This window comes from Massilia orientalis (assembly GCF_030411975.2).
Taxonomy (GTDB): Bacteria; Pseudomonadota; Gammaproteobacteria; order Burkholderiales; family Burkholderiaceae_D; genus Telluria; species Telluria orientalis.
Window position 1 is genome coordinate 1 of the sequence record NZ_JASNRB020000032.1, and the last position, 21,151, is coordinate 21,151.

At 65.9% G+C, this 21,151-nt stretch carries 23 protein-coding genes; 14 read left to right on the forward strand and 9 right to left on the reverse strand.

The annotated features are described in order from the left end of the window. On the reverse strand, positions 1-93 hold a 93-nt coding region (locus QPK29_RS30250; protein ID WP_400189898.1), incomplete at its 3' end, for a transposase. On the opposite strand from QPK29_RS30250, the gene QPK29_RS30255 reads away from it, so the two are divergent. Next, positions 76-636, forward strand: coding sequence for a LysR substrate-binding domain-containing protein (locus tag QPK29_RS30255; RefSeq protein WP_400189896.1), 561 nt, complete (start codon positions 76-78; stop codon positions 634-636). The genes QPK29_RS30250 and QPK29_RS30255 overlap by 18 nt on opposite strands. A gap of 139 nt (positions 637-775) precedes the next feature. Here the strand turns inward: QPK29_RS30255 and QPK29_RS30260 are convergent, their stop codons facing one another. Beyond that, positions 776-1,075, reverse strand: coding sequence for a hypothetical protein (locus QPK29_RS30260; RefSeq protein ID WP_371771135.1), 300 nt, complete (start codon positions 1,073-1,075; stop codon positions 776-778). A 20-nt stretch (positions 1,076-1,095) separates the two neighbouring features. On the opposite strand from QPK29_RS30260, the gene QPK29_RS30265 reads away from it, so the two are divergent. After that, a complete protein-coding gene (locus tag QPK29_RS30265; RefSeq protein WP_371771268.1) occupies positions 1,096-1,563 on the forward strand; it encodes a porin in 468 nt (155 codons plus the stop codon). A gap of 160 nt (positions 1,564-1,723) precedes the next feature. Here the strand turns inward: QPK29_RS30265 and ligK are convergent, their stop codons facing one another. From ligK to QPK29_RS30280, 3 genes are read right to left on the reverse strand one after another with little or no spacing between them, the layout of a single operon-like run. After that, a complete protein-coding gene (gene ligK, locus QPK29_RS30270; RefSeq protein WP_371771269.1) occupies positions 1,724-2,407 on the reverse strand; it encodes a 4-carboxy-4-hydroxy-2-oxoadipate aldolase/oxaloacetate decarboxylase in 684 nt (227 codons plus the stop codon). Positions 2,408-2,423: 16 nt separating this feature from the next. Then, positions 2,424-3,449, reverse strand: a complete 1,026-nt coding sequence (locus tag QPK29_RS30275; RefSeq protein ID WP_371771270.1) for an amidohydrolase family protein — start codon at positions 3,447-3,449, stop codon at positions 2,424-2,426. 13 nt (positions 3,450-3,462) lie between these two features. Beyond that, positions 3,463-4,590 (reverse strand): 4-oxalomesaconate tautomerase, encoded by a 1,128-nt coding sequence (locus QPK29_RS30280; protein WP_371771136.1) that lies wholly within the window; start codon positions 4,588-4,590, stop codon positions 3,463-3,465. Positions 4,591-4,715: 125 nt separating this feature from the next. On the opposite strand from QPK29_RS30280, the gene QPK29_RS30285 reads away from it, so the two are divergent. The 6 genes from QPK29_RS30285 to QPK29_RS30310 all read left to right on the forward strand — a co-directional run bounded on the left by QPK29_RS30285 (position 4,716) and on the right by QPK29_RS30310 (position 12,151). Continuing rightward, positions 4,716-5,945 (forward strand): LysR family transcriptional regulator, encoded by a 1,230-nt coding sequence (locus QPK29_RS30285; protein WP_371771137.1) that lies wholly within the window; start codon positions 4,716-4,718, stop codon positions 5,943-5,945. 157 nt (positions 5,946-6,102) lie between these two features. Further along, complete coding sequence (locus QPK29_RS30290) at positions 6,103-7,437, forward strand: MFS transporter (protein ID WP_371771138.1); 1,335 nt, start codon at positions 6,103-6,105, stop codon at positions 7,435-7,437. A gap of 9 nt (positions 7,438-7,446) precedes the next feature. Then, the gene (locus tag QPK29_RS30295) at positions 7,447-8,763 is read left to right on the forward strand and encodes a gallate dioxygenase (protein WP_371771139.1); all 1,317 of its coding nucleotides are present in this window, start codon (positions 7,447-7,449) and stop codon (positions 8,761-8,763) included. Between the two features lie 124 nt (positions 8,764-8,887). Further along, positions 8,888-9,970 (forward strand): porin, encoded by a 1,083-nt coding sequence (locus QPK29_RS30300; RefSeq protein ID WP_371771140.1) that lies wholly within the window; start codon positions 8,888-8,890, stop codon positions 9,968-9,970. 32 nt (positions 9,971-10,002) lie between these two features. Continuing rightward, positions 10,003-11,736: a tannase/feruloyl esterase family alpha/beta hydrolase gene (locus tag QPK29_RS30305; RefSeq protein ID WP_371771141.1), complete on the forward strand. Its 1,734-nt coding sequence runs from the start codon at positions 10,003-10,005 to the stop codon at positions 11,734-11,736. A 31-nt stretch (positions 11,737-11,767) separates the two neighbouring features. Then, positions 11,768-12,151 carry a hypothetical protein gene (locus QPK29_RS30310; RefSeq protein WP_371771142.1) on the forward strand — a complete coding sequence of 128 codons (384 nt, stop codon included), beginning with the start codon at positions 11,768-11,770 and terminating at the stop codon, positions 12,149-12,151. Between the two features lie 156 nt (positions 12,152-12,307). Here QPK29_RS30310 and QPK29_RS30315 read toward each other — a convergent pair whose 3' ends face one another. Together QPK29_RS30315 and QPK29_RS30320 are read right to left on the reverse strand one after the other, a co-directional pair. Then, on the reverse strand, positions 12,308-13,477 hold the full coding sequence (locus QPK29_RS30315) for a HupE/UreJ family protein (RefSeq protein WP_371771143.1): 1,170 nt from the start codon (positions 13,475-13,477) through the stop codon (positions 12,308-12,310). Continuing rightward, entirely contained in the window at positions 13,461-14,726 is a 1,266-nt protein-coding gene (locus QPK29_RS30320) for a DUF3500 domain-containing protein (protein ID WP_371771144.1), read from the reverse strand. Before QPK29_RS30320 ends, QPK29_RS30315 begins: the two co-directional genes overlap by 17 nt. A gap of 171 nt (positions 14,727-14,897) precedes the next feature. Here QPK29_RS30320 and QPK29_RS30325 point away from each other — a divergent pair, with 171 nt between their 5' ends. Continuing rightward, positions 14,898-15,227, forward strand: coding sequence for a hypothetical protein (locus QPK29_RS30325; protein ID WP_371771145.1), 330 nt, complete (start codon positions 14,898-14,900; stop codon positions 15,225-15,227). A 16-nt stretch (positions 15,228-15,243) separates the two neighbouring features. Next, positions 15,244-15,546: a hypothetical protein gene (locus QPK29_RS30330; RefSeq protein ID WP_371771146.1), complete on the forward strand. Its 303-nt coding sequence runs from the start codon at positions 15,244-15,246 to the stop codon at positions 15,544-15,546. A gap of 150 nt (positions 15,547-15,696) precedes the next feature. Here QPK29_RS30330 and QPK29_RS30335 read toward each other — a convergent pair whose 3' ends face one another. Further along, positions 15,697-15,897, reverse strand: coding sequence for a glutathione S-transferase family protein (locus QPK29_RS30335; RefSeq protein WP_371771147.1), 201 nt, complete (start codon positions 15,895-15,897; stop codon positions 15,697-15,699). Between QPK29_RS30335 and QPK29_RS30340 the strand changes: the two genes are divergently transcribed. From QPK29_RS30340 to QPK29_RS30355, 4 genes are all read left to right on the forward strand, one after another. Then, the gene (locus tag QPK29_RS30340) at positions 15,896-16,153 is read left to right on the forward strand and encodes a hypothetical protein (RefSeq protein WP_371771148.1); all 258 of its coding nucleotides are present in this window, start codon (positions 15,896-15,898) and stop codon (positions 16,151-16,153) included. The two genes, QPK29_RS30335 and QPK29_RS30340, sit on opposite strands and share 2 nt — an antisense overlap. Before the next feature lie 114 nt (positions 16,154-16,267). Then, positions 16,268-17,617 carry an oligogalacturonate lyase family protein gene (locus QPK29_RS30345; protein WP_371771149.1) on the forward strand — a complete coding sequence of 450 codons (1,350 nt, stop codon included), beginning with the start codon at positions 16,268-16,270 and terminating at the stop codon, positions 17,615-17,617. Between the two features lie 202 nt (positions 17,618-17,819). Beyond that, complete coding sequence (dctA, locus tag QPK29_RS30350; protein WP_371771150.1) at positions 17,820-19,106, forward strand: C4-dicarboxylate transporter DctA; 1,287 nt, start codon at positions 17,820-17,822, stop codon at positions 19,104-19,106. 24 nt (positions 19,107-19,130) lie between these two features. Further along, the gene (locus QPK29_RS30355; RefSeq protein WP_371771151.1) at positions 19,131-20,171 is read left to right on the forward strand and encodes a porin; all 1,041 of its coding nucleotides are present in this window, start codon (positions 19,131-19,133) and stop codon (positions 20,169-20,171) included. A gap of 12 nt (positions 20,172-20,183) precedes the next feature. Here QPK29_RS30355 and QPK29_RS30360 read toward each other — a convergent pair whose 3' ends face one another. Then, positions 20,184-21,107: a LysR substrate-binding domain-containing protein gene (locus tag QPK29_RS30360; protein WP_160408860.1), complete on the reverse strand. Its 924-nt coding sequence runs from the start codon at positions 21,105-21,107 to the stop codon at positions 20,184-20,186. Between the last annotated feature and the right edge of the window lie 44 nt (positions 21,108-21,151).

Here is a 21,151-nt window from a genome sequence, read left to right on the forward strand (position 1 = left end):
GCGCGCAGCTACTTCGCTCGCCGGGTGGCCACGCTCCGCCACTTGCTTGACCGCCGCGATCTTGAATTCCTCTGTGTGCCGCTTTCCGCTCATACCTTCTCCTTGTGCCCAACATTATGGCTCAGGAGTGTCTACGATAGTCGTGGCGATTCAGCCGAACGACTGGATGCGGGCGTGCGCGTGGGCGACCAAGTGGCCAAGGACATGATTGCGATGCGCATCAGCCCGGATTTCAACATGACCGTGGTCGGCTCACCGTCCTATTTCGCTGCGCGGGAGGTGCCGGTGGTCCCGCAAGACCTAACGGAACATAGTTGCATCAACTTGCGGCTGCCGACACACGGCGGGCTATATGCATGGGAGTTCGAGAAAGAAGGCCAGGAGCTGAGCGTACGTGTACAAGGCCAGGTCATCCTGAATACCTCGCCGGAAATCGTGACAGCTGCGCTGGAAGGCTATGGTTTGGCCTACATCCCCCAAGACGTAGCCGACCAGCACATCGAAGCCGGCCACTTGGTGCAGGTGCTCGAGGATTGGCGCCCAACCTATCCGGGCTACCACTTGTACTATCCAAGCCGGCGCAATGCGTCGCCGGCGTTTTTGCTTGTACTGGACGCGCTGCGTTTGAAGGCCTAATAAACAGGAATGGCCAACGTCTGCTTTGGGGGCGAAAGCGGACTGCACTCAACGAGTGCGACCAAACTGCAGAGTTCGCTAGTCGGCTTTTGATGGATATGCTCCAGCAACCTCATGCGGTGCAAAGTGCGATGCAGAGCTAACTTCTTGATTCGTAAGAGCCAAAACGGCCTGCAAAGCCGTCTAGACGGATTCGGCTTCCGTCCTCGCCTGCCAGCGCCATGCTGTCGCGCGAGATGGCGGCAATCTCGCTGCGCAGCGGCAGCCGCGTGAACGACGGCGATTCGACCAACGAGCGGCGTGTCGGCAGCTGGCCCGTGCGCGACCACACGCCGCCTTCGTCGTACAGGAACTTGAGGAAGGCCAGCGCCGCATGGCGGCTGCGCGCGTCGGACGTGCCGCCTTTCAGCAGCACCATCACGTGATTGTCGGCCCACATGGCCGTAATACGATTCGCCGCTGGTAAAGGGCTTCACGCTACGCCTGAGCGGGTCGTTCGAGCGCGAGCATGAACCGGGCGCTTCGGGCCTGCCGTATTCTGCCGTGCTCGAGTATGCGCACGGGCCGGTGTCGACCATGGCCGCGTTCGAGCGCAACAGCGCAGGCGACAAGGACACGTTCGTGGCGGCCAAATACACCGTAGGCGCCATCGCGGTGATGGCGGCCTACGACTACAGCCGCACGTTCGACCTCGGCGGACAATCACGCGCTGCCACGCTCGACGCGACATGCCGGGCAGGGCGCGTGACGCTGAAGGCCGGTTACGGCCGCCAGCGCCTGAATGCGGACGTCAACCATTTCACGTCGATCGGCGCGGACTATGTCTTGTCCCGGCGCACCACCTTGTATGCGAGCCTGGGCAACAAGCGTGCCGCGACGACGGATGCGCGTACGTCATTTGGCATGGGGCTGGCGCATGCGTTCTAGCATTCGGAACTGCGCAAAAAAAAGCCCGCTCATGGGCGGGCTGAATCTACTTTCTTGAGGAAAATAGAGGAGACAAGGTCATTATGCTGCGCTGCGTCAGCAAACGCCAATGACGATTACTGATGTCAGTTATTCAAAGGCAACATAATTTACTGGCGGATCAATCGATGTATCTGAGACTGGCAGCCGCCAGCGGTTCGCGCATCCTGTACATGTCCAGGCCCAGCACGCCCGACGCCAGCGTCGCGCGCTTCTCTCCCTCGAGCGATTCGCGTTTCTCGGCGACATCGGCGACGCGCGCGGCATCGAGCGCCGGCACGACGACGACGCCGTCGTCATCGGCCACGATCACGTCGCCAGGATTCACGAGCGCGCCGGCGCAGAGCACCGGGATGTTCACGGAGCCGAGCGTCGCCTTGATCGTGCCCTTGGCGCTGATCGCTTTGCTCCAGACCGGAAAACCCATCTCTTTCAACACGCGCACATCGCGCACGCCGGCGTCGATGATGAGCGCTTTCGCGCCGCGTGCCATGAAGCTCGTGGCAAGCAAGTCGCCGAAATAGCCGTCCGTGCATTCGGCCGTGATGGCCGCGACGACGATGTCGCCCGGCTGGATCTGCTCGGCCGCCACGTGCATCATCCAATTGTCGCCCGGGTGCAGCAGCACTGTCACGGCCGTGCCGGACACCTGCTGGTCGGGGAAGATCGGGCGCATGTACGGTTTCAGCAGGCCCACGCGGCCCATGGCTTCGTGCACGGTCGCACTGCCCAGTTTGCCGAGGCGTTCGGCCGCCGCGCGGTCGGCGCGTTCGATGTTGCGTTTGACGATGCCCAGTTGGTTCATCAATGGCGTGGTCATCTTAAAATCCTTTCAGTGTCAGGGCGGCGTCGAGGCGGGCGAAGACACGGCGGGCGTTGCCTTCGAAAATCTGGAAGCGGTCCTCGCCGGAGAGTGCCGCGGCCTCGATGTAGCGCTTCGTGTCGTCGTAGTAATGGCCTGTTTCCGGATCGATGCCGCGCACGGCGCCGATCATCTCGGAGGCGAACAGTACGTTTTTCGTCGGGATGGCCTTCGTGAGCAGGTCGATGCCCGGCTGGTGGTACACGCAGGTGTCGAAGTAAATGTTATTCAGCAGGTGATCCTGCAGCAGCGGCTTTTTCATTTCCTGCGCCAGGCCGCGGAAGCGGCCCCAGTGGTAAGGCACCGCACCGCCCCCGTGCGGGATCAGGAATTTCAGGGTCGGGAAATCCTTGAACAAATCGCTCGTCAGGCATTGCATGAACGCGGTCGTGTCGGCGTTCAGGTAATGCGAACCCGTCGTGTGGAAGCACGGGTTGCAGCTCGTCGACACGTGGATCATCGCCGGGATGTCGTACTCGATCATCTTTTCGTAGATCGGATACCAGTGGCGGTCGGACAGCGGCGGAGACGTCCAGTGGCCGCCCGACGGGTCAGGGTTCAGGTTGATGCCGACCATGCCGTATTCCTTCACGCAACGCTCCAGCTCGGGGATGCAGGTACGTGGGTCGGCGCCGGGCGACTGCGGCAGCATGGCCGCGCCGATGAAGTGATCCGGGAACAGTTGCGACACGCGCCAGCACAACTCGTTGCAGATCGCGGCCCACGTGGCGCTCGTCTCGAAGTCGCCGATGTGGTGTGCCATGAAGCTGGCGCGCGGCGAAAAGATCGTCAGGTCGGAGCCGCGTTCGCGCATCAGGCGCAGCTGGTTCGTTTCGATCGACTCGCGCAGCTCGTCGTCGCTGATCTTCAGGTCGGAAACGCGTGGGCCCAGTTCGGGCGTGTTCAGGTTGGCGATCTGCGCGTTGCGCCAGTTTTCCAGCGCTTTCGGCGCCGTCGTGTAGTGGCCGTGGCAGTCGATGACCAGGGGCTTGCGCATTTTATTCTCCTCTCCAGATGTCTTGCGATACCAGTACTTCGCCGCGCATGATGGGGCGCGCGGTGCGCAGCAGGGCGGCACGAATCACCTGTTGCGGATTGTCCTTGTCGAGTTCCAGCTCGACGCTGAATTCGCCGGTCGGATGCTCGACCGAGACCGTCTTGACGAGGCCCGCCGGCACGCTGGCGATGCCTGCCGTGACGGAATCTCCCAGCACGCACGCGGTGGCGACGGTGACGGCCGCGAGCACCCCGATCGCCTCGTGGCACACGTGCGGGATAAAACAGCGGGTGGCGATGCTGCCGCCCGCGCGCGGGGCCGCGACGAGGCACATCTTCGGGTAGTTTTTATTCGTCACGTCGCCCAGGCCCATGACCGGGCCGACGGCCAGGCGCAGGGCTTCCAGCTTCGCCTTCAGCATCGTGTTCGCGTTGAGATCGGCCACATCTTCGTAACCGGTCACGCCGAGGTCGGCCGCACGCACGAGCACCATCGGCATGCCGTTGTCGATCAGCGTCGCTTCGATGGCGAACGGTGCGGCGCCGGGCACGTCGATGCGGTCCAGCACGCGTCCGCTGGGCAGCAGCGACGGGCAGACCGATCCGGCCGTGTCGAGGAAATCGATCGTGATCGGCGCCGCCGTTCCCGGCACGCCATCGATGCGCGCTTCTCCCGTGTACTGCAGGCGGCCTCCGGGCGTCTGCACCGTGACGTCGCACTGCATGCCCGTGTTCAGCGTCAGGACACGCGCCGTGGTTGCGCCCTGGCGCACCGGCAGCAGGCCGCGTTCGAGCGCGAAGGGCAGCACGGCAGCGAGCATGTTGCCGCAGTTGGGCGACGTGTCGACGGTGTCCTTGTCCGGTTGCAGTTGGGCGAACAGGAAGTCGAGGTCGACGCCGGGGGTTTCGCTGCGGCGCACGATGCCGACCTTGCTCGTGAGCGGATGCGCACCGCCCAGGCCATCGATCTGGCGCTTGTCGGGCGACCCCATGGCCGCGAGCAGGAAACGGTCGCGCAGGGCCGGATCGGAGGGCAGTTCGGACTCGAGAAAGAAGGGGCCGCGGGATGTCCCGCCGCGCATCAGGATGCAGGGCACGGGCACCAGGTCGGAGTGGTCATGCGTGGTCATGGTGAGGATCGATCTATTCATTGTTATGCCGCCAGTATCTGCGCCGGCCGGGCCGGCATGGTTGCTTTGTGGGGGCGAGTTTGTTCTAATCTGCTTATTGCGAACTCCAGAAAGGGCGGGGCACCATGTCTCTCGTCAGCCTGCGCCATCTCCACGCCTTCAGTGCCGTCGCCGCCGCCGGCGGCATCCGCCGCTCCTCGGAAAGCCTGTTCCGCGCCTCGTCCGCAGTGGCCCGTTCCGTGGCCGCGCTGGAAGCAGGATTGAATGTTCGGTTGTTTGAACGGAAAGGTCGCGGCATGCTGCTCACGAGCGCCGGCGAGACGGTCCGGTTGCGTGCCGACCGCATCGAAGCCGAGCTGCACGAGGTGCGTGAAGACGCGCTGCGCATGAGCGGACGCGGCGGCGAGCGGACGGACGGCAAGGTGGGCGGCAAGGTGGGAAGCATCGAGGCCCTGCTGAACGAGCGCAGGCTGCAGGCGGCGGCCTTGCTGGCCGAGGCGCACTACATGCCTGGCGTTGCGCGCGCGCTGGGGGCGTCGCAGTCCGCCATCAGCCAGGCGATCACCCACCTAGAGGACATGCTCGGCCAGCCGCTGTTCCTGCGCACCGCGCACGGCATGTTGCCGACCGACGCCGGACGGCGCTGGATCGAACGGTTCGAACGGGTGCTGGCCGAACTACGCCATATCCCGGAGGATATCGCGGCGCTGGCCGGCGTCGTGCGCGGCGTCGTCACGATCGGTGCGCTGCCGCTGGCGCGCTCGCAATTCCTGCCGCTCGCGATCGCAGCGGTACAGGCCAAACACCCGCACCTCGTCATCCGTTCGCTCGAAAGTCCTTATGACGAACTGACGGCCGGTTTGTTGAGCGGACGCATCGATTTCATTCTTGGCGCGCTGCGCCCGTCGTCGGGCGTCGCATTCGTCGCGGAAAAACTGTTCGAAGACAAGGTCGCACTGGTGGCGCGCGCGGATCACCCGCTCGCGGGCCAGAAACGGGTCACCGTGCACGACCTCGAGCGCTACCCGTGGGTCCTGTCGCGCGCAGGGACGCCGTTGCGCGAACAGTTTTGTCGCTTCTACGAGGACGCCGGTGTCACGCCGCCGGCGCCCGTGGTGGAGACGGGGGATCTTGCCCTCGTGCGGGGTTTGTTATTGGCGAGCGACATGCTGACGGCGCTCTCCGTGCACCAGCTGTACCACGAAATCCGTACCCGCCAGCTGGTCGAACTGCCTTTCGCGCTGCAGGGCATGGAGCGCGACATCGGCATCACCACGCGGCGCGGGGCGCACCTGTCGCCCGGCGCGCGCGCACTGATCGAGGAATTGCAGAGACTTGGCGCTTCCTGGCGCTGACATGGTCAATAAGCAGATTGCAACGCTGGCGTAGCTGAAAGCAATACATTAAGGCAAGTCAAAACGTACACTGGAAAACTGATGGTGCCGCGATTCTACGGCTGTAGACACGGTCGGCACCGGCAGTCCATAACAGCGTATCTGACCAGGAGACTTAATGAATACGGCACACACCCTCGATGTGCGGACACACATCAATGGCCGCAAGATGTCCGGCTACCAGTGGCTCTTGCTTTTCCTCTGCTTCCTCATCATCACCACGGACGGCATCGACGTCGCCATCATGGGCTTCCTCGCGCCGGCCATCACGAAGGAGTGGGGCATCTCGAAAGCGGCGTTCGGCGTGGTGATGAGTGCCGCGCCCATCGGCCTGGCCATCGGCGCGCTGATGATCGGCCCGCTGTCCGACCGCTACGGCCGCAAGCGCCTGCTGATGGTCGCCGTGGCCTGGTTCGGCCTGTTCAGCGTGCTGGCGTCGCAGGCGAACGACGTCGTGTCGCTGTCCGCGCTGCGCTTCCTGACCGGTCTCGGTCTCGGCGCCGCCATGCCCAACACGACGACCCTGCTGTCGGAATACGTGCCGGAGGCGCGCCGCAGCACGCTGCTCGCCATCATGTTCACGGGCTTTAATCTCGGCTCGGCCCTCGTCGGCTTCGGCGCGGCCGCGCTGCTGCCGCAGTACGGCTGGCGCATGGTGCTGGTCGCCGGCGGCGCGATCCCGCTCGCCTGCCTGCCGTTCTACATCTTCCTCGTGCCGGAATCGGTGCGCTTCCTCGTCGTCAACAAATACCCGGCAGGACGCATCGCGGCGACCCTGAAGCGCGTCGTGGGCGGCGAGGTGCCGGCGGGCGCCGCGTTCACGATCAGCGAACAAAAGGTCGAGGGCAAGGCCAAGGTCGGCGCGCTGCTGGCACCCGCCTTCCGCGGCATCACGCTGTCGCTGTGGGCCACGTATTTCATGGGCCTGCTGGTCATCTACCTGCTGTCCGGCTGGCTGCCAACGCTCATCAAGGAAGCGGGCCTGCCGATCGAGCGCGCCGCCAATATCACGGCGATGTTCCAGCTCGGCGGTACCGTGGGCGCACTGTTCGTCGGCTGGCTGATGGACCGCTGGACGCCGAACAAGGTCATCGCCGCAACCTACGTGGGCGGCGCCGCGTTCATCCTGACCGTCGCGTCGAGCGGCGTCGAATCGGCTTCCTTCGGTATCCTCGTGCTGTTGGCGGGCTTCTGCATGAGCGGCGCCCAGACGGGCCTGAACGCCTTCGCCCCGCAATGCTATCCGACGGCCGTCCGTGCCACGGGCGTCAGCTGGATGCAGGGCATCGGCCGCTTCGGCAGCATCTTCGGTTCGGCCGCCGGCGGCATCCTGCTGTCGCTGGGCTGGGGCTTCTCGGCGGTAATCGCGATCCTCGCCATTCCGGCCACGCTCGCGGCGCTGTCCATCGTCTTCACCCGGTTCGCGGCCCGCGCCGTACCGGCAACCGCATAAGGAAATATCATGGCCAGGATCATCGGCGCAATCGCCTCCTCGCACACCCCGACCATCGGCTTCGCCCTGGACGCCAACAAGCAGAACGACGCCGTCTGGGCACCGATCTTCAAGGCGTACGAGCCGGTGCGCCAGTGGCTCGACGACAAGAAGCCGGACGTGCTGCTGGTGGTGTACAACGACCACGTGACCTCGTTCTTCTTCGATCACTACTCGGCGTTCGCGCTCGGCATCGGCGACGAATGGCGTCCAGCCGACGAGGGCGGCGGGGCGCGCGACCTGCCGGCCGTGGGCGGCCATGCCGCGCTGGCGCGGCACATCGGCCAGTCGCTCGTCGCGGACGAATTCGACATGTCCTTCTTCCAGGGCAAGCCGCTCGATCACGGCTGCTTCTCGCCGCTGTCGATCATGTGGCCGCAGAAGGCGGAGGGCGGCTGGCCCGGCGCGATCGTGCCGCTGCAATGCGGCGTGCTGCAGTTCCCCGTGCCGTCCGCGCGCCGCTGCTTCAAGCTGGGCCAGGCCCTGCGCCGCGCCATCGAGAGCTATCCAGACGACGACCTGAAGGTGGCCATCGTCGCGACCGGCGGCCTGTCGCACCAGGTGCACGGCGAGCGCTGCGGCTTCAACAACACGTCCTGGGACAACGAGTTCCTCGACCTGTTCGAGAAGGATCCCGAGGTCATCCTGAACATGACGCAGGCCGAGCTGGCCAAGCTGGGCGGCTGGGAAGGCGCCGAGATCATCATGTGGATGATCATGCGCGGCGCGATGCCGGCCCGTATCAACTGCCTGCACCGGGAATACTACCTGCCGTCGATGACGGGCATCGCGGTCGCCGTGTACGAAAGCGATGTCGCCGTCGACCCGGCGCGCCAGGCCCGCGCCAACGCGGAGCACCTGGCGCACATCGGCCACCAGACGGCCGGCGCCGGGGAACTCGAGGGTACGTATCCGTTCACGCTGGAACGCAGCGTGGCGCACTACCGCATCAACCGCTACCTGCACCAGTTGATCCAGCCGGACTTCCGTGCGCGCTTCCTGGCCGATCCGGACGCGACCTACGAGGAAGCGGGCCTGACGGCGCAGGAACGCGACCTGATCACGCGGCGCGACTGGCGCGGCATGATCCAGCACGGCGTCATTTTCTTCCTGCTGGAGAAGCTGGGTGCCGTCGTCGGTGTGTCGAACCTGCACATTTATGCCGCCATGCGCGGCGAGTCGCTGGAAGACTTCCAGAAGACCCGCAACACCAAGGCCCTGTATTCGGTCGCCGGCAAGGGCGCCGCCAGTACGGTCGACTGGAACAAGGACGGCGCGAAGTCCTGAGCCACAGGCAGGTCCATTCCCTCTGAACACGAGCAAGGCGGACGCCCCGTGCGTCCCGCCCGGGCGGCGCTCGCCCCTGCGCCGTCACGCACAACATTCATTCACTAAAAACCAAGGAGATTTCATGAAGAAGATGATCGCGATCGCCGCCATCGCGGTGTGCGGTGCCGCCCACGCACAGACCAACGTCACGGTGTACGGCCTGCTGGACACCGCCATCGACTACAACACGAACGCCGACGCGGCGGGCCACAGCCGCACGTGGATGCCGAGCCTGGGCGGCGGCATGTTCCCGTCGCGGATCGGCTTCCGCGGCACGGAAGACCTGGGCGGCGGCCTGAAGGCGATCTTCACGCTGGAGACGGGCATCTACACGGACAGCGGCACGACGGGCCAGGGCAACCGCCTGTTCGGCCGCCAGGCGTGGGTGGGCCTGGCCGGCAACTGGGGCCAGGTCACGCTGGGACGCAACTACAACATGCTGTACAACTCGATGCCGGAAGTGGAGATCATCGGCCCGGCGCAATACGGTCTCGGCTCGCTCGACGCGGGCATCCCGAACGGACGCACCGACAACTCGCTTGCCTATAAAGGTACGTTCGGCGCGGTGACGGTCGGCGCGACGTACAGCCTCGGCCGCGACGTGTCGAACGCCGGCGGTCCGGGCGGCACCAATTGCCCAGGCGAGGCGGCGGCCGATGCACAGGCATGCCGCGAGTGGTCGGCCATGCTGCGCTACGACACCCCGACCTGGGGCATCACGAGCGCCTACGACCGCAAGAACGGCGGCACGGGCGCCGCGGCCGGCCTCACGACAAGCAACCTGAAGGACAGCCGTCTGCACCTGGCCGGCTACACGAAGTTCGACGCCTGGCGCCTGGCAGCGGGCGCCGTCGTGCGCGACAACGAAGGTTCCTCGGCCACGCCGCGCAGCAACCTGTATTACTTCGACGGCGCCTACAAACTGTCGCCGGCCGTGACGGTCGACGGCCTGGCCGGCCGCCTGGATTACAAGAACAGCGGCAACGACAGCACCCTTACCATGCTGCGCGCGATCTACGACCTCTCGAAGCGTACGTCGACCTACGTCGCCATCGGCCATGTGAGCAACAGCGGCACGGCGGCGGTCGCGCTGTCCGCCGGCGGCGCCGTCGGCGCGGGCATGGCGCAGAACGGGATCATCGCGGGTATCAAGCATTCGTTTTGAACTCTCACCGTTAATAACAGCAAGGAGACATCATGCATCGTTTTTCTCTGCCAGGATCGCTGCTCGGTACGGCCGCGCTGCTGGCCGCCTGCCATGGCGGCGGCAACGTCGCGCCGGACGGCACCGCGCCGGTCGCCACGACCGCGACCGCGCTCGCGGTCGTGAAACCGGTGGTCGATTGCACGCAACTGGCTGCGGTCGACGTGACCGATATCGGCGGTGCGGGCAGCAAGATCACCTCGGCCACGGTCGTCACCACGACGCTCAACGGCAGCAGCGTCAGCATGTGCGCCGTGAAGGGCACGCTGGCGCCGGCGAACACGTTCGAGGTCGCGCTGCCGGTCAGCACGTGGACCCAGCGCTTCGCTGAACTGGGCTGCGGTGGTCTCTGCGGCAGTGTCAGCGACCCGACCCAGCAAAGTTCGTTCAGCTTCAGCTACAAATGCCCGTTGGTGCAGCAGGGCGGCTTCGTAACCGCGGCAACCGACATGGGCCACCAGGGCAACGACGCCGGCTGGATCACGGATCCACAGAAGCAGGCCGATTTCGCCTATCGCGGTCAACACATCACGACCCTCGCGGCCAAAAAGCTGATCAAGGCCTATTATGGCCAGGAGCAGAAGTTCTCGTACTTCGTCGGTTGCTCGGACGGCGGCCGCGAAGCGCTGATGGCGGCGCAGCGTTACCCGAACGACTACAACGGCATCATCGCCGGCGCACCCGCCGCCCACTTCCAGGTCCAGAACTCGGTCTTTCACGGCTGGAGCGTGGTGGCCAACAGCACGACCGGTGACAGCACCGGCAATTCGGTCCTCTATCCGGACAAGGTCGCCGTGCTGCACAAGGCCGTGCTGGCCGCCTGCGCCGACACGCCGGACGGCCTGATCTCGGATCCGCGCGCCTGCAACTTCGACCCGGCATCCATCGCTTGCCCCGCCGGTGCGCAGGACACGGGACTATGCCTGACCCAGGCCGAAGTGGTCGCCGCCGGCAGGATCTACGGCGGACCGGTCGACGCGAAGACCGGGATGCCGATGCAGATCGGCCGCCCGCTGCCGGGTTCGGAAGGCAACTGGGTCGGTGTCGAAGTGCCGCGAACGGGCACGTCGAGCGCGCCCGTCCCCGTGAAGTCGGGCGTGTTCAGCTACAACATCGTGACCGGCGCCTACAACCTGATTTTCACGGGCACGCCGGCCATGCCGAACATCGACACGTTTGGCTACACCGACGGCAGCTTCTACAGTACTTACCTGCTAGAGAATCATCCGCTCAACGACGCGACGAACCCGGACCTGTCCGCGTTCAAAAAGGCAGGGGGCAAGCTGATCCTGTGGCATGGCTGGGCCGACCAGCACATCTCGCCGATGTACACGATCCTATACTACGAAGCAATGCAGAACCAGATGGGGCAGACGACGGTCGATGAATTTGCGCGGATGTATCTCGTGCCGGGTGTCGGCCACTGCGGCGGCGGCGAAGGTGACGACAGCATCGACCTGGTTTCCAACATCACCGGCTGGGTGGAGCAGGGCACGGCACCCGGATCGGTCATGACCTACAAGCTCGACAGCTCGGGCAGTCAGACCGCCTCGCGCCCGGTATATCCGTACCCGGCTGTGGCCCGGTACACCGGCAGCGGCGACTGGCACGACGGCGCCAATTACGTGAGCGATGCTGCACGCTACAACGTGCGTACACCGTCCTGGCCGGGCTCGGTCCTCTACGCGCCCTATGCGCCGAAAGTGCAGGGCGTTCCCGCACCGTAAGTAGTGTCGTCTGGAAGCGCTGGTCTTGCCGATGACAGAAGCGAACGAGCGCGCCCAGCAAAAAGAGCAAGCGGACGGTCCGGACGTCAGCGCCGGCTACGGCTGGCACCTGTTCGAGATCGCGACCGCCCTGTATTTCATCCGCGAGGATCCGCATTACGCGGTCGCGCGCGACGCCCAGATCGCGGGCTATCGCGAGTACCGGCCGTTGCCCGACCGGGTAGTCGAGAAGCTGCCGGTGCTCATGACGCCAAGGGACGGGGACAGCGGCTGTTTATTGCCTCATGGGCTGAAACAAGGTCGGCAGGGTGGCGTCTGGATAATACCCGGCAGAAGCGCCCGATGTCGAACCGGAACCGCTCAGCAAGGCAGCCAAGCCCGAGGCGACAAGGCCGGCGATGACAATTCCTTTTAGTATGATCATCTCGGTCTCCGATGTGCATGTTATTGAATTTATTATGCACAATCGCTGGACTTGTCCCGCATGGAATTTGTCAATACGAGGTATCCGTCGAATCGATACCTCGTGCCGGTACCGCGCGCTATTCGCCAATGAATATCACGATCTGTTTCAGGCCAGGCCGGGCACTACGACACCGGCGATTCGCACCCACATCCACGCCAGCGCCAGGACCGTCGCGACAATGGATGTTGCCTGGCGGGTTCGCGCCAGATAGCGCGTCCGCGCGAGCAACACCAGCAGCGGCGCGACCAGCAGCACGAGCAGCGCCTGTACCGCCTCGATACCGAGGTTGAAGGACAGTATCCCTGCCGCGAGCCGTATGCCCTCGAGATGCAGCTCGCGCAGCGCCGCCGCGAACGCGAGGCCGTGCACCAGGCCGAACGCGCCGGCGATCCAGCCTTCGCGGCGCGGGAAGATCGGTCCCCACGCATGGGCGGCCGAAACGAGGATCGACAGCGCGATCGCCACCTCGACCATCTGGGAGGGCAACGCGACGAGGCCGGCAGCACCCAGCGCCAGCGTCAGCGAATGGCCGAGCGTGAAGGCGGTGACGACCGTCAGCAGGCTGCGCACGAGGTGCCGCGTGCCGGCGTAGCCGGTCCAGCGGCCGTTGTCGGCGCGCAGCGCGGCCGGCAGCAACAGCGTGAGCAGGAACAGCAGGTGATCGGCACCCTGCGCGATGTGGCGCATGCCGAGCCGGAACAGGTCGCCGCATCCCGTCCACCACTGCGGTGTGGCGACGCGGACGGCCACCACGTGCTGGCCATAGTGGAGGGCCGCGAGCATGCGCGGGTTGGAGTCCGGCGTGCCGTCGCGCAGCGCGACCAGCGTCGCGTGGTTCGGCACCTGGTGGCTGATGGCGTCGAACGCCAGGTCGAGCGTTCCGGCCGGCGCGCCCGGCGGCGGGCGCAGGACGACGTCCGTCACGATGTCGGCGGGCCGGCGTTCCAGTTCCCAGCGCACGCGGGTGACGGTCAGCGTCCAGGCGCGACCATCCGGCGCGACGGGGCGCAGGTGGGCCGCCACGTAGGCCGCGACCCGGGCGTCGCTCGCCATCGGCCAGCGGCCCGACGTGTCGAGCAGCGGCACGGGAAACGCCAGTTTCAGCTCGTCGACGGGCAGGGTGACTTCGGCCAGGATGCGGTCGGCGCCGACCGTCAGGAACACCTGCGACGATGGCGACGGGTGCGCGCCGGCCTGCGCACCGGCCAGGCACAGTGCGCAGGCCAGCAGGAACGCGGCGAACGGCATGCGCATGCGCTCAGAAACTGCCGCCATAGTCGGCCGTCTTGTCGCGCCAGAGCGAGTGATAGTGGATGTTGGTGCCGTACAGGACGCCCTGCTGCACGACGAACTCGATCCACACGCGCGGACCGTCGATGCGGATGTACGAATGTTGCGTGGCGAGCGGCGTGGCGGCCGTGTTCGGATAGGCCGCGAAGTCGGCCCTGCCGCCCTGGCCGACGCCGTAGGCGACCCAGGTGTCCGTCAGCGCGTCGTCGCTCAGGTAGGCCGCGCGCAGTTCGCTGGCGACATCCGCCGCCTGGTTGTCGACCCACGCCGCGATCGCCGCCCGCACGTAGGCCTGCTGCGCCGCTTTCATCGCGCCGTATTGCAGGCCGCGCCCGCTCGTCGGGTAGGACAGGGTCTTGAAATTGGCGTCCGTGTTGCCGGACGCGCCCATGATGACGTCCGTGAACGTGCCGGACAGCTTCGCCGCAGCGGCGCTGGCGCTGTCCGACTGGATCGCCTCGGCCAGGTCGTACACGGCCTTGCGCTGGGCTTCCATCGGGGCGTGCCGGGTGCCGGGAGACGCCGCCGCCGCCGTCACGGTCACGGCGCCGTTCGCGTCGACCGTCCAGTTGGGCGGTTCGACGCCGAGGAAGTTGGGCGTGGCGCTTGCCTTGCCCGTGTTGTACGTGATGTTGTACGCGAGGTGGTGGCCCGCCAGTTGCAGCATCCACGGCGACGTCTTCGACGGCGTGCCGATGAAGGCGATCGAATACTGGTTGCTGCCGTAGCCGCCCGCCATCCCGCCGGCGCCGCCGGTGGGCGGCGTTCCCATGTCCGCGCCGGTCGGCGGCATCCCGCCTGCAGCCGGATCCGTGCCGGTGGGCGGGGCGCCGGGGCCTGTGCCCGTACCGCTGGCCTGGGCATTCGCGAGCACGTCGTCGGCCGCGCGCAGTTCGTTCATCATCGCGATCCCGGTCGCGCTCAGCGCCTGCGCGACGAGCGCGTTCGCGGCGGCCAGCTGCGCCGCCGACAAGGCCGTGCTGTTCAGGCGCAGCCCGTGGCGGTCGCCGGGCAGGTTGGTCCACTGGATCGCGTTCTCCAGCGCGTAGTTGAACAGGACGGTCGTCGGCGCCGTGGTCGACGTCGCGACGGTCTTCTGGTCGGCCGACAGCGTGGCCAGGAAGGCGTTGGCCGCATTCACGACGGCGGCCGTGTTGGTGCCGGCCGCCAGCACGTTGACGGCGAGCGCCGCGCCGGCGCTGGTGACGCTGCCGGCCGTGTTTTTCACCGTCACGGTATAGGTGCCGGCGTCGTTCGCGCCCGCGACCGGGATCGTGTAGCGCGCGCCGGTCGCGCCCGCGATCGCGGTGCCGTTGCGGTACCACTGGTACGCGACGCTGGTCCCGCTGGCGCCGACGGTGAACGTGGCGCGCGTGCCGAGTTGACGGTCTGCGCGGCGGGCTGTGTGGTGATCGCCGGCGCGGCCAGCGTGGCGCTGACGGCGACGGCCACCGAACTGCTCGCCACGCTGCCGGCGGCGTTCGTCACCACGACGTCGTACGTGCCGGTTTCGGTGGCGTCGTACGTCGCGGACGTGGCGCCCGCGATCGCCGTCCCATCCTTGTGCCACTGGTACGACAACCCGGCACCGGTGGCTTCCACCTCCAGCGTCTGGCTGGTGCCGGCAAGGATCGTGGCCGAGCGCGGTTGCGTGACGATGGCCGGGCCGTCGGTGACGGTCACGGTGGCGTTCGCGCTGCTGATCGTGCCGGCCGGGTCGGTCACGACGACGTAGTAGGTGCCGGCCGCGGTTGCCGTACGTCGACGTCGGCATCGACCATGAACTCGGCCACCGCGTCACGCTGAACCTGCACGCCGGCGATGGCCGCGTCGCCGGCAGCGGCAACGCGGCCTGGAACTGGCGCGACGTGCGGGCGGGGTTCACCGCGCAGCTGGACGACCGGTGGAGCGCCGCCGTCGCCTGGAGCCGCGCGTACGGGGCGACGCCCGCTTACGAGCATTATTCGACCGGTGTGCGGGACAGGAATGGCATGCCCGCGGTAGCGGACGTATCGCGGCGCGCGGTCGTCCTCACCGTGACGCGCACTTTCTGAGCCGGCGCTGGATTACGAGCAGATCTTCCTGCAATCTCGCGCATGGCGGAGATGTATCGTGCCCGGCTCATGAAGACATTCTCGGCCGCCACCTCGTCCGAACGCGTACGCAAACTGGCGTGGGCGCGTCCGGCGAGGTGGCGGGCCGAATTATTGCGCGTCGGCTTGCCGCTCCGGCCGCGCCTCCGCGAACGCCGCCAGTGCCTCGCACCGTTCCGCGATGGCGACAAGCGTGGGGTAGGGCGTCAAATCGCATTCGAAGCGGCGCGCGTTGTACAAGTGCGGCACGAGGCAGCAGTCGGCGATGGTCGGCGAGGCCGGTCGCACGATGGGCGACGTCGTGGACAGCATGCGCCGCGTCACGGCCACGATCGCCGAGATCGCGGCGGCCAGTGCCGAACAGAGCGCGGGCCTCGCCCAGATCAACCAGTCGATCGGGCAGATCGACGGCATCACGCAGCAGAATGCGGCGCTCGTCGAGGAAGCGGCGGCGGCCGCGGACAGCCTGCAACGGCAGGCCGACCGGCTCGTTGCACTTGTGGGACAGTTCCGCTCGGATGGCATTCGTGGCGCACGCACTGCTCTCCAGTTCAGTGCCGGGTCGTAGCACCGCGAATTCGCAGACTTGAACAAGTCAATCATCACGCTGAGCACTTCCGTCCAGTCAACGGTTTCATAATGAATTTCGAATCTGGTTTTCATTGCAACCAACGGAGTCTTCATGTTCAGGTCCCGCATTTTTCGCGCAGCCGTGATCGCTGCCGCCTGTATCGGCGCACACGCATTGGCCGATACGCTTCCGTCCACCTGGGTCGACAAGGATACCGGGCACCGCGTCTGGCGCCTGACCCCGGAGCCGGATTCCGCGTCGCTGTACTTCAACTATACGGCGGTGAGCCCGGACGGCAAGTGGATGGTGTATAACGCGCCGGACGGTATTCACGGCCTCGACCTCGTCACGCGCAAGACGCGGTTGCTGGTGGCTAACCACGGTGACCGGATGGCGACCCGGACGATCGCTGTCGGACGCAAGTCGAACGTCGTGTTTTTTCTCAGCGATGATCCGGGAACCCATGCGACGTCGGTGAATCAGGTCGACTTCGATACGGGCGTCGTGCGCAAGCTCGTCGACGTACCGGCCGGCTACAAGATCGACAGCATCAATGCCGACGACACGCTCGCGGCCGGCACGTATGAGATAAAGAGCGAGGCGACGGCACGCCAGGACGCTCCCGGCGGCCCGCTGAACCAGCCGCGCAACAAGGGCGAGATGATGGAGCGGCGCCTCGCCGCGCGCATTCCGCTCGTCCTGTTCACGATCGACCTGAAGAGTGGCAAGGAAACCCGGTTGTTGCGGTCGACCGACTGGATTAATCACCTGCTGTTTTCGCCTACCGATCCGGGCCTGCTGATGTATTGCCACGAAGGCCCATGGCAAAAGGTGGATCGGATATGGACGATCCGGACGGACGGCTCGGCCAACACGCTCATTCACCGCCGTACGATGGCGATGGAAATCGCCGGGCACGAGTTCTGGGGACAGGACGGCAAGACCGTCTGGTACGACTGGCAGTATCCGAAAGGCGCGGCATTCTACGTGGCGGGCTATAACCTGGAGACGGGCCGGCGGACGGCATACCAGCTCGAGCGCAACGATTGGTCGATCCATTTCAACGTATCGAACGACGGCACCCTGTTCGCAGGCGACGGCGGCGACCCTGGCCAGGTGGCGCATGCGCCCGATGGGGAGTGGATCGTGCTGCTCCGGCCGCAGTCGGTGCTCGGGCCGGGCGCGATCAACCAGAAGGACTTCTGGCAGCCCGGCGTGTTCCGGCCGGAGCGGCTCGTCAACATGGCGCATCACAACTACCACCTCGAGCCAAACATCCGGTTCACACCGGACAAGAAAATGGTGGTGTTCCGCACCAACATGTTCGGCCCGACCTATGTGCTCGGCGTCGAGGTCGACAAGACGGCCGCCGGTGCCGCGGACGTCATGTCGACGCCCGATCTGGCACGCCGCTTCAACCCCGTCGCACCGGTCTCCACCGGGGCCGTCGCGGCGAAATGATGACATGACCGCGCCCGCGCATGCCATGCGCGGCGGTCCATGTCGATCAGGCCGGCGCTTTCGCGCGGCCAGTCCGGTCCGCGACGCATGACCGGTATTCGTATTGAACATATCAGCTAGCGCGATATTGTCATTGTTTGTTTTCTGCCCCATGGACAAAATTGGACCTTACACAGCCAATAATATCCAGAGGAGACATGAAATGCTGACAACTACTGCCGGCGCTGTTATGCCGGTCGCCCGACGCTGGTATCGACAATTGTGGATACAGGTCCTGGTCGCGATGGCGCTCGGCATCCTGCTGGGCCACTTCTTCCCGGGCCTCGGCACGAAGATGCAACCACTGGGCGACGGCTTCATCAAGCTGATCCGCATGCTGATCGCCCCGATCATCTTTTGTACCGTCGTTCTGGGCATCGCGAAAATGGACGACATGTCGCGCGTCGGCCGCGTGGCCTTGAAAGGCCTGCTGTATTTCGAGGTCATGACGACGATCGCACTGGCGGTCGGGCTGATTGTCGTCAACCTGTGGCAGCCGGGCGCGGGCATGAACGTGAACGCGTCCAGTCTCGATACGCACTCGATCCAGAACTACGTGGCGCAAGGCCACGAGGCCGGCATCGTGCCCTTCATCATGAACATCATCCCCTCCACGATGGTGGGCTCGTTGTCCGAAGGTCATATCTTGCAAGTCCTGCTGGTGTCCGTGCTGCTGGGTTGCGCGCTGGTCCGTGCCGGCGAGGTCGGCAAACCCGTCATCGGGCTGCTCGAAGGGCTGTCGAAAGTCTTCTTCGGCATGGTCGGCATCGTCATGTGGGCGGCCCCGCTGGGCGCGTTCGGCGCGATCGCGTTCACGGTGGGGAAATATGGGGCGTCGGCCCTGCTGTCGCTGGGCAACCTGCTCGTCTGCTTCTACGTGACCTGCCTGATCTTCATTTTCGGCATTCTCGCCCCGATCGCCCGCCTGTGCGGCTTCAGCCTGTTCAAGCTGATGCGCTACCTGCGCGAGGAGATTCTCGTCTGCCTCGCGACGACGTCGTCGGAAAGCGTATTGCCGCGCATGCTGACGAAGATGGAGCAGCTCGGCTGCAAGCCCAGCGTCGTGGGACTGATCATTCCGACCGGTTATTCGTTCAACCTGGACGGCACCTGCCTGTACCTGGCGAGCGTCACCGTATTCCTCGCCCAGGCGACGAATACGCCGCTGGACCTGACGCAGCAGATCGTCCTGCTGGGCGTACTGCTGCTGACGTCGAAAGGCGCGGCGGGCGTGGCCGGGGCCGCGTTCGTGGTGCTGGCGGCGACCCTGTCGACGGTCGGGTCGATCCCGGTCGCCAGCGTCGCCCTGATCCTCGGTGTGCACCGCCTGCTGTCCGAAGGCCTGACCCCGACGAACCTCATCGGTAATGCCGTCGCGACGATCGTCATCTCGAAATGGGAAAAGGCGCTCGACGTCGAGACCATGCACCGCGTGCTGAACCGCGAATAAAACAAATCCAGAGGAGACAAACCCATGTGCAGCCCGCACCGCACGGCCGCAGGCCGGCTCGTTGCCGTCTTATTCGCAAGCGCCGGCCTCGCCGGCACCCTCGACGCCCATGCCGCCGACGGCGTCCAGCTGTATGGCCTCATCGGCAGCTACGTCGGCAGCATGAAGCGCAGCGACAACGTCGACCGGGCGACCGTCGTCGGTTCCGGCGGTCTCACCACGTCGTGGTGGGGCGTGCGCGGCAGCGAGGATCTCGGCGACGGCATGAAAGCCGTGTTCCAGCTGGAACAGTTCTTCCAGCCCGACACGGGAGGCGCGGGCCGCAGCGCCGCCGACCCGACGGGCTTCTCGCGCAGCGCCTGGGTCGGCCTGGCGGGGCGCTTCGGCCAGGTCACGCTCGGTCGGCACACGTCGCCGTACTACGTGTCGATGCAGATGGTGAACCCGTTCGGCGCGTCCGTCGTCTTTTCGCCGCTCGTCGTGCAGAGCTACGTGGCGGCGTTCGGGAACACCGTGATCGGCGACACGGTGTGGAACAACGCGATCCAGTACGTCACGCCGGCCGTCGACGGACTCGCTGCCACGCTGATCTACGCGCCTGGCGAGGTCGCGGGAAGGAGCAGCGTGAACAATGCCGGCATCCACGTCCGCTATGTGCGCGACAGGCTCGTCGCGGTCTTCTCGGCGCAGCGCGTGCGCACGGCGGCCGTCGCGCCGTCGACCGAACAGACGGCGTATCTGGCCGGCGTCGCCCACGATGCCGGCTGGGCCAAGCTGTACGCATCGGCGCAGGCGACGGACAACGCCGTCACCAACGTCAGGTCACGCACCTGGCAGCTCGGCACCTCGGTTCCCGTCACGAAAGGCGGATCGATCCTCGCGTCGTGGGCCCGGACGACGGTCGACAATCCCGCGGCGCACGTGGGGACGCACGATACCGGCGCCCTCGGGTACGACCACTACCTGTCGCGCCGCACCGACGTGTACGCGACGTACCTGTACGACCACGTCGCCGGCAGGGTGGAGGGCAACAGCGTCGCCGTCGGCATCCGTCACCTGTTCTGAACGAGGCTGGCGCTACCCGAGGTAGGCGTCGATGTGCTTTTGGCGCGCCTCGTAGAGAGGAATGATCTCGCTTTCCAGCATGGCCACGGCGCGCGTGGCCAGACGCGACAGCGGATGCTGGTTGCTGGTGCCGATGGCCATGCGCCCGAGGATGCCGGGCTCGGCGATGCGCGTGCAGCGGAAGCGCCGCTGGCGCGGATCCGCGAGGATGGCATTCAGCGGCAGTACGGCGTGGCCGTAGCCCTCGTCGATCAGGTCGAGGATCGGCGGAACGGCATCGATCTCGAGTGCGATCTGCAACTGGATGCCGCGTTCGGCGGCGCACATCTCCACGAGGGTGCGGATCGTATGCTGGCGGCCCGGAATGATCAGCGGGTAACGCGGCAGCGCCTTCAACGGGATCGCGGACGGGACGTCGGCGCCGGCCCGGCTGATCAGGAACATCTCTTCCGAAAACAGCGGACGCTTGTCGACCAGGGGCGTCTCGCCCGTGTCGTACAGGATGGCGGCGTCGATCCGTCCCATCGCCAGCCATTCGCCCAGATAGCTCGACAAACCTTCGGACACCGTGATCTTCGCCTGCGGGAACTGGGCGTGGAAACTGCGCACGAGCGACACCGTCGCGAAGCGCGCCACGCTTGGCGCGAGGCCGATCTTGAAATCCCCGTCGAGCGTGCCCTGCAAGTTCTTCAGGGCATGTTGGGCCGCGTCCACCTGGCGCAGGATGCCCTTGCTGTGTTCGAGCAGTACCTTGCCCGCTTCGGTCAGCACGACGCCGCGTCCGTTGCGGCGCAGGAGATTCTGGCGCAAGTCCACTTCGAGCTGGCGCACGAGCCGGCTCAGCGCGGGCTGGGGGCGGTCGAGGATGGCGGCGGCGCGCGTAAAACTGCTCAGTTCGGCGACGTGCACGAAGGCTTCGAGCTGGTCGAGGTTCATGGGTTCGGATATGCAAAAAGTGCATAGAAGCTAGTTAGGTATTG

Bases quoted from the DNA above. Each gene is read 5' to 3' on its own strand.
- QPK29_RS30260 (WP_371771135.1), bottom strand. From the start codon at position 1,075: ATGTGGGCCGACAATCACGTGATGGTGCTGCTGAAAGGCGGCACGTCC.
- ligK (WP_371771269.1), bottom strand. From the start codon at position 2,407: ATGAACCAACTGGGCATCGTCAAACGCAACATCGAACGCGCCGACCGC.
- QPK29_RS30280 (WP_371771136.1), bottom strand. From the start codon at position 4,590: ATGACCACGCATGACCACTCCGACCTGGTGCCCGTGCCCTGCATCCTG.
- QPK29_RS30285 (WP_371771137.1), top strand. From the start codon at position 4,716: ATGTCTCTCGTCAGCCTGCGCCATCTCCACGCCTTCAGTGCCGTCGCC.
- QPK29_RS30290 (WP_371771138.1), top strand. From the start codon at position 6,103: ATGAATACGGCACACACCCTCGATGTGCGGACACACATCAATGGCCGC.
- QPK29_RS30295 (WP_371771139.1), top strand. From the start codon at position 7,447: ATGGCCAGGATCATCGGCGCAATCGCCTCCTCGCACACCCCGACCATC.
- QPK29_RS30300 (WP_371771140.1), top strand. From the start codon at position 8,888: ATGAAGAAGATGATCGCGATCGCCGCCATCGCGGTGTGCGGTGCCGCC.
- QPK29_RS30305 (WP_371771141.1), top strand. From the start codon at position 10,003: ATGCATCGTTTTTCTCTGCCAGGATCGCTGCTCGGTACGGCCGCGCTG.
- QPK29_RS30310 (WP_371771142.1), top strand. From the start codon at position 11,768: ATGACAGAAGCGAACGAGCGCGCCCAGCAAAAAGAGCAAGCGGACGGT.
- QPK29_RS30315 (WP_371771143.1), bottom strand. From the start codon at position 13,477: ATGGCGGCAGTTTCTGAGCGCATGCGCATGCCGTTCGCCGCGTTCCTG.
- QPK29_RS30340 (WP_371771148.1), top strand. From the start codon at position 15,896: ATGCGCCGCGTCACGGCCACGATCGCCGAGATCGCGGCGGCCAGTGCC.
- QPK29_RS30335 (WP_371771147.1), bottom strand. From the start codon at position 15,897: ATGCTGTCCACGACGTCGCCCATCGTGCGACCGGCCTCGCCGACCATC.
- QPK29_RS30345 (WP_371771149.1), top strand. From the start codon at position 16,268: ATGTTCAGGTCCCGCATTTTTCGCGCAGCCGTGATCGCTGCCGCCTGT.
- dctA (WP_371771150.1), top strand. From the start codon at position 17,820: ATGCTGACAACTACTGCCGGCGCTGTTATGCCGGTCGCCCGACGCTGG.
- QPK29_RS30355 (WP_371771151.1), top strand. From the start codon at position 19,131: ATGTGCAGCCCGCACCGCACGGCCGCAGGCCGGCTCGTTGCCGTCTTA.
- QPK29_RS30360 (WP_160408860.1), bottom strand. From the start codon at position 21,107: ATGAACCTCGACCAGCTCGAAGCCTTCGTGCACGTCGCCGAACTGAGC.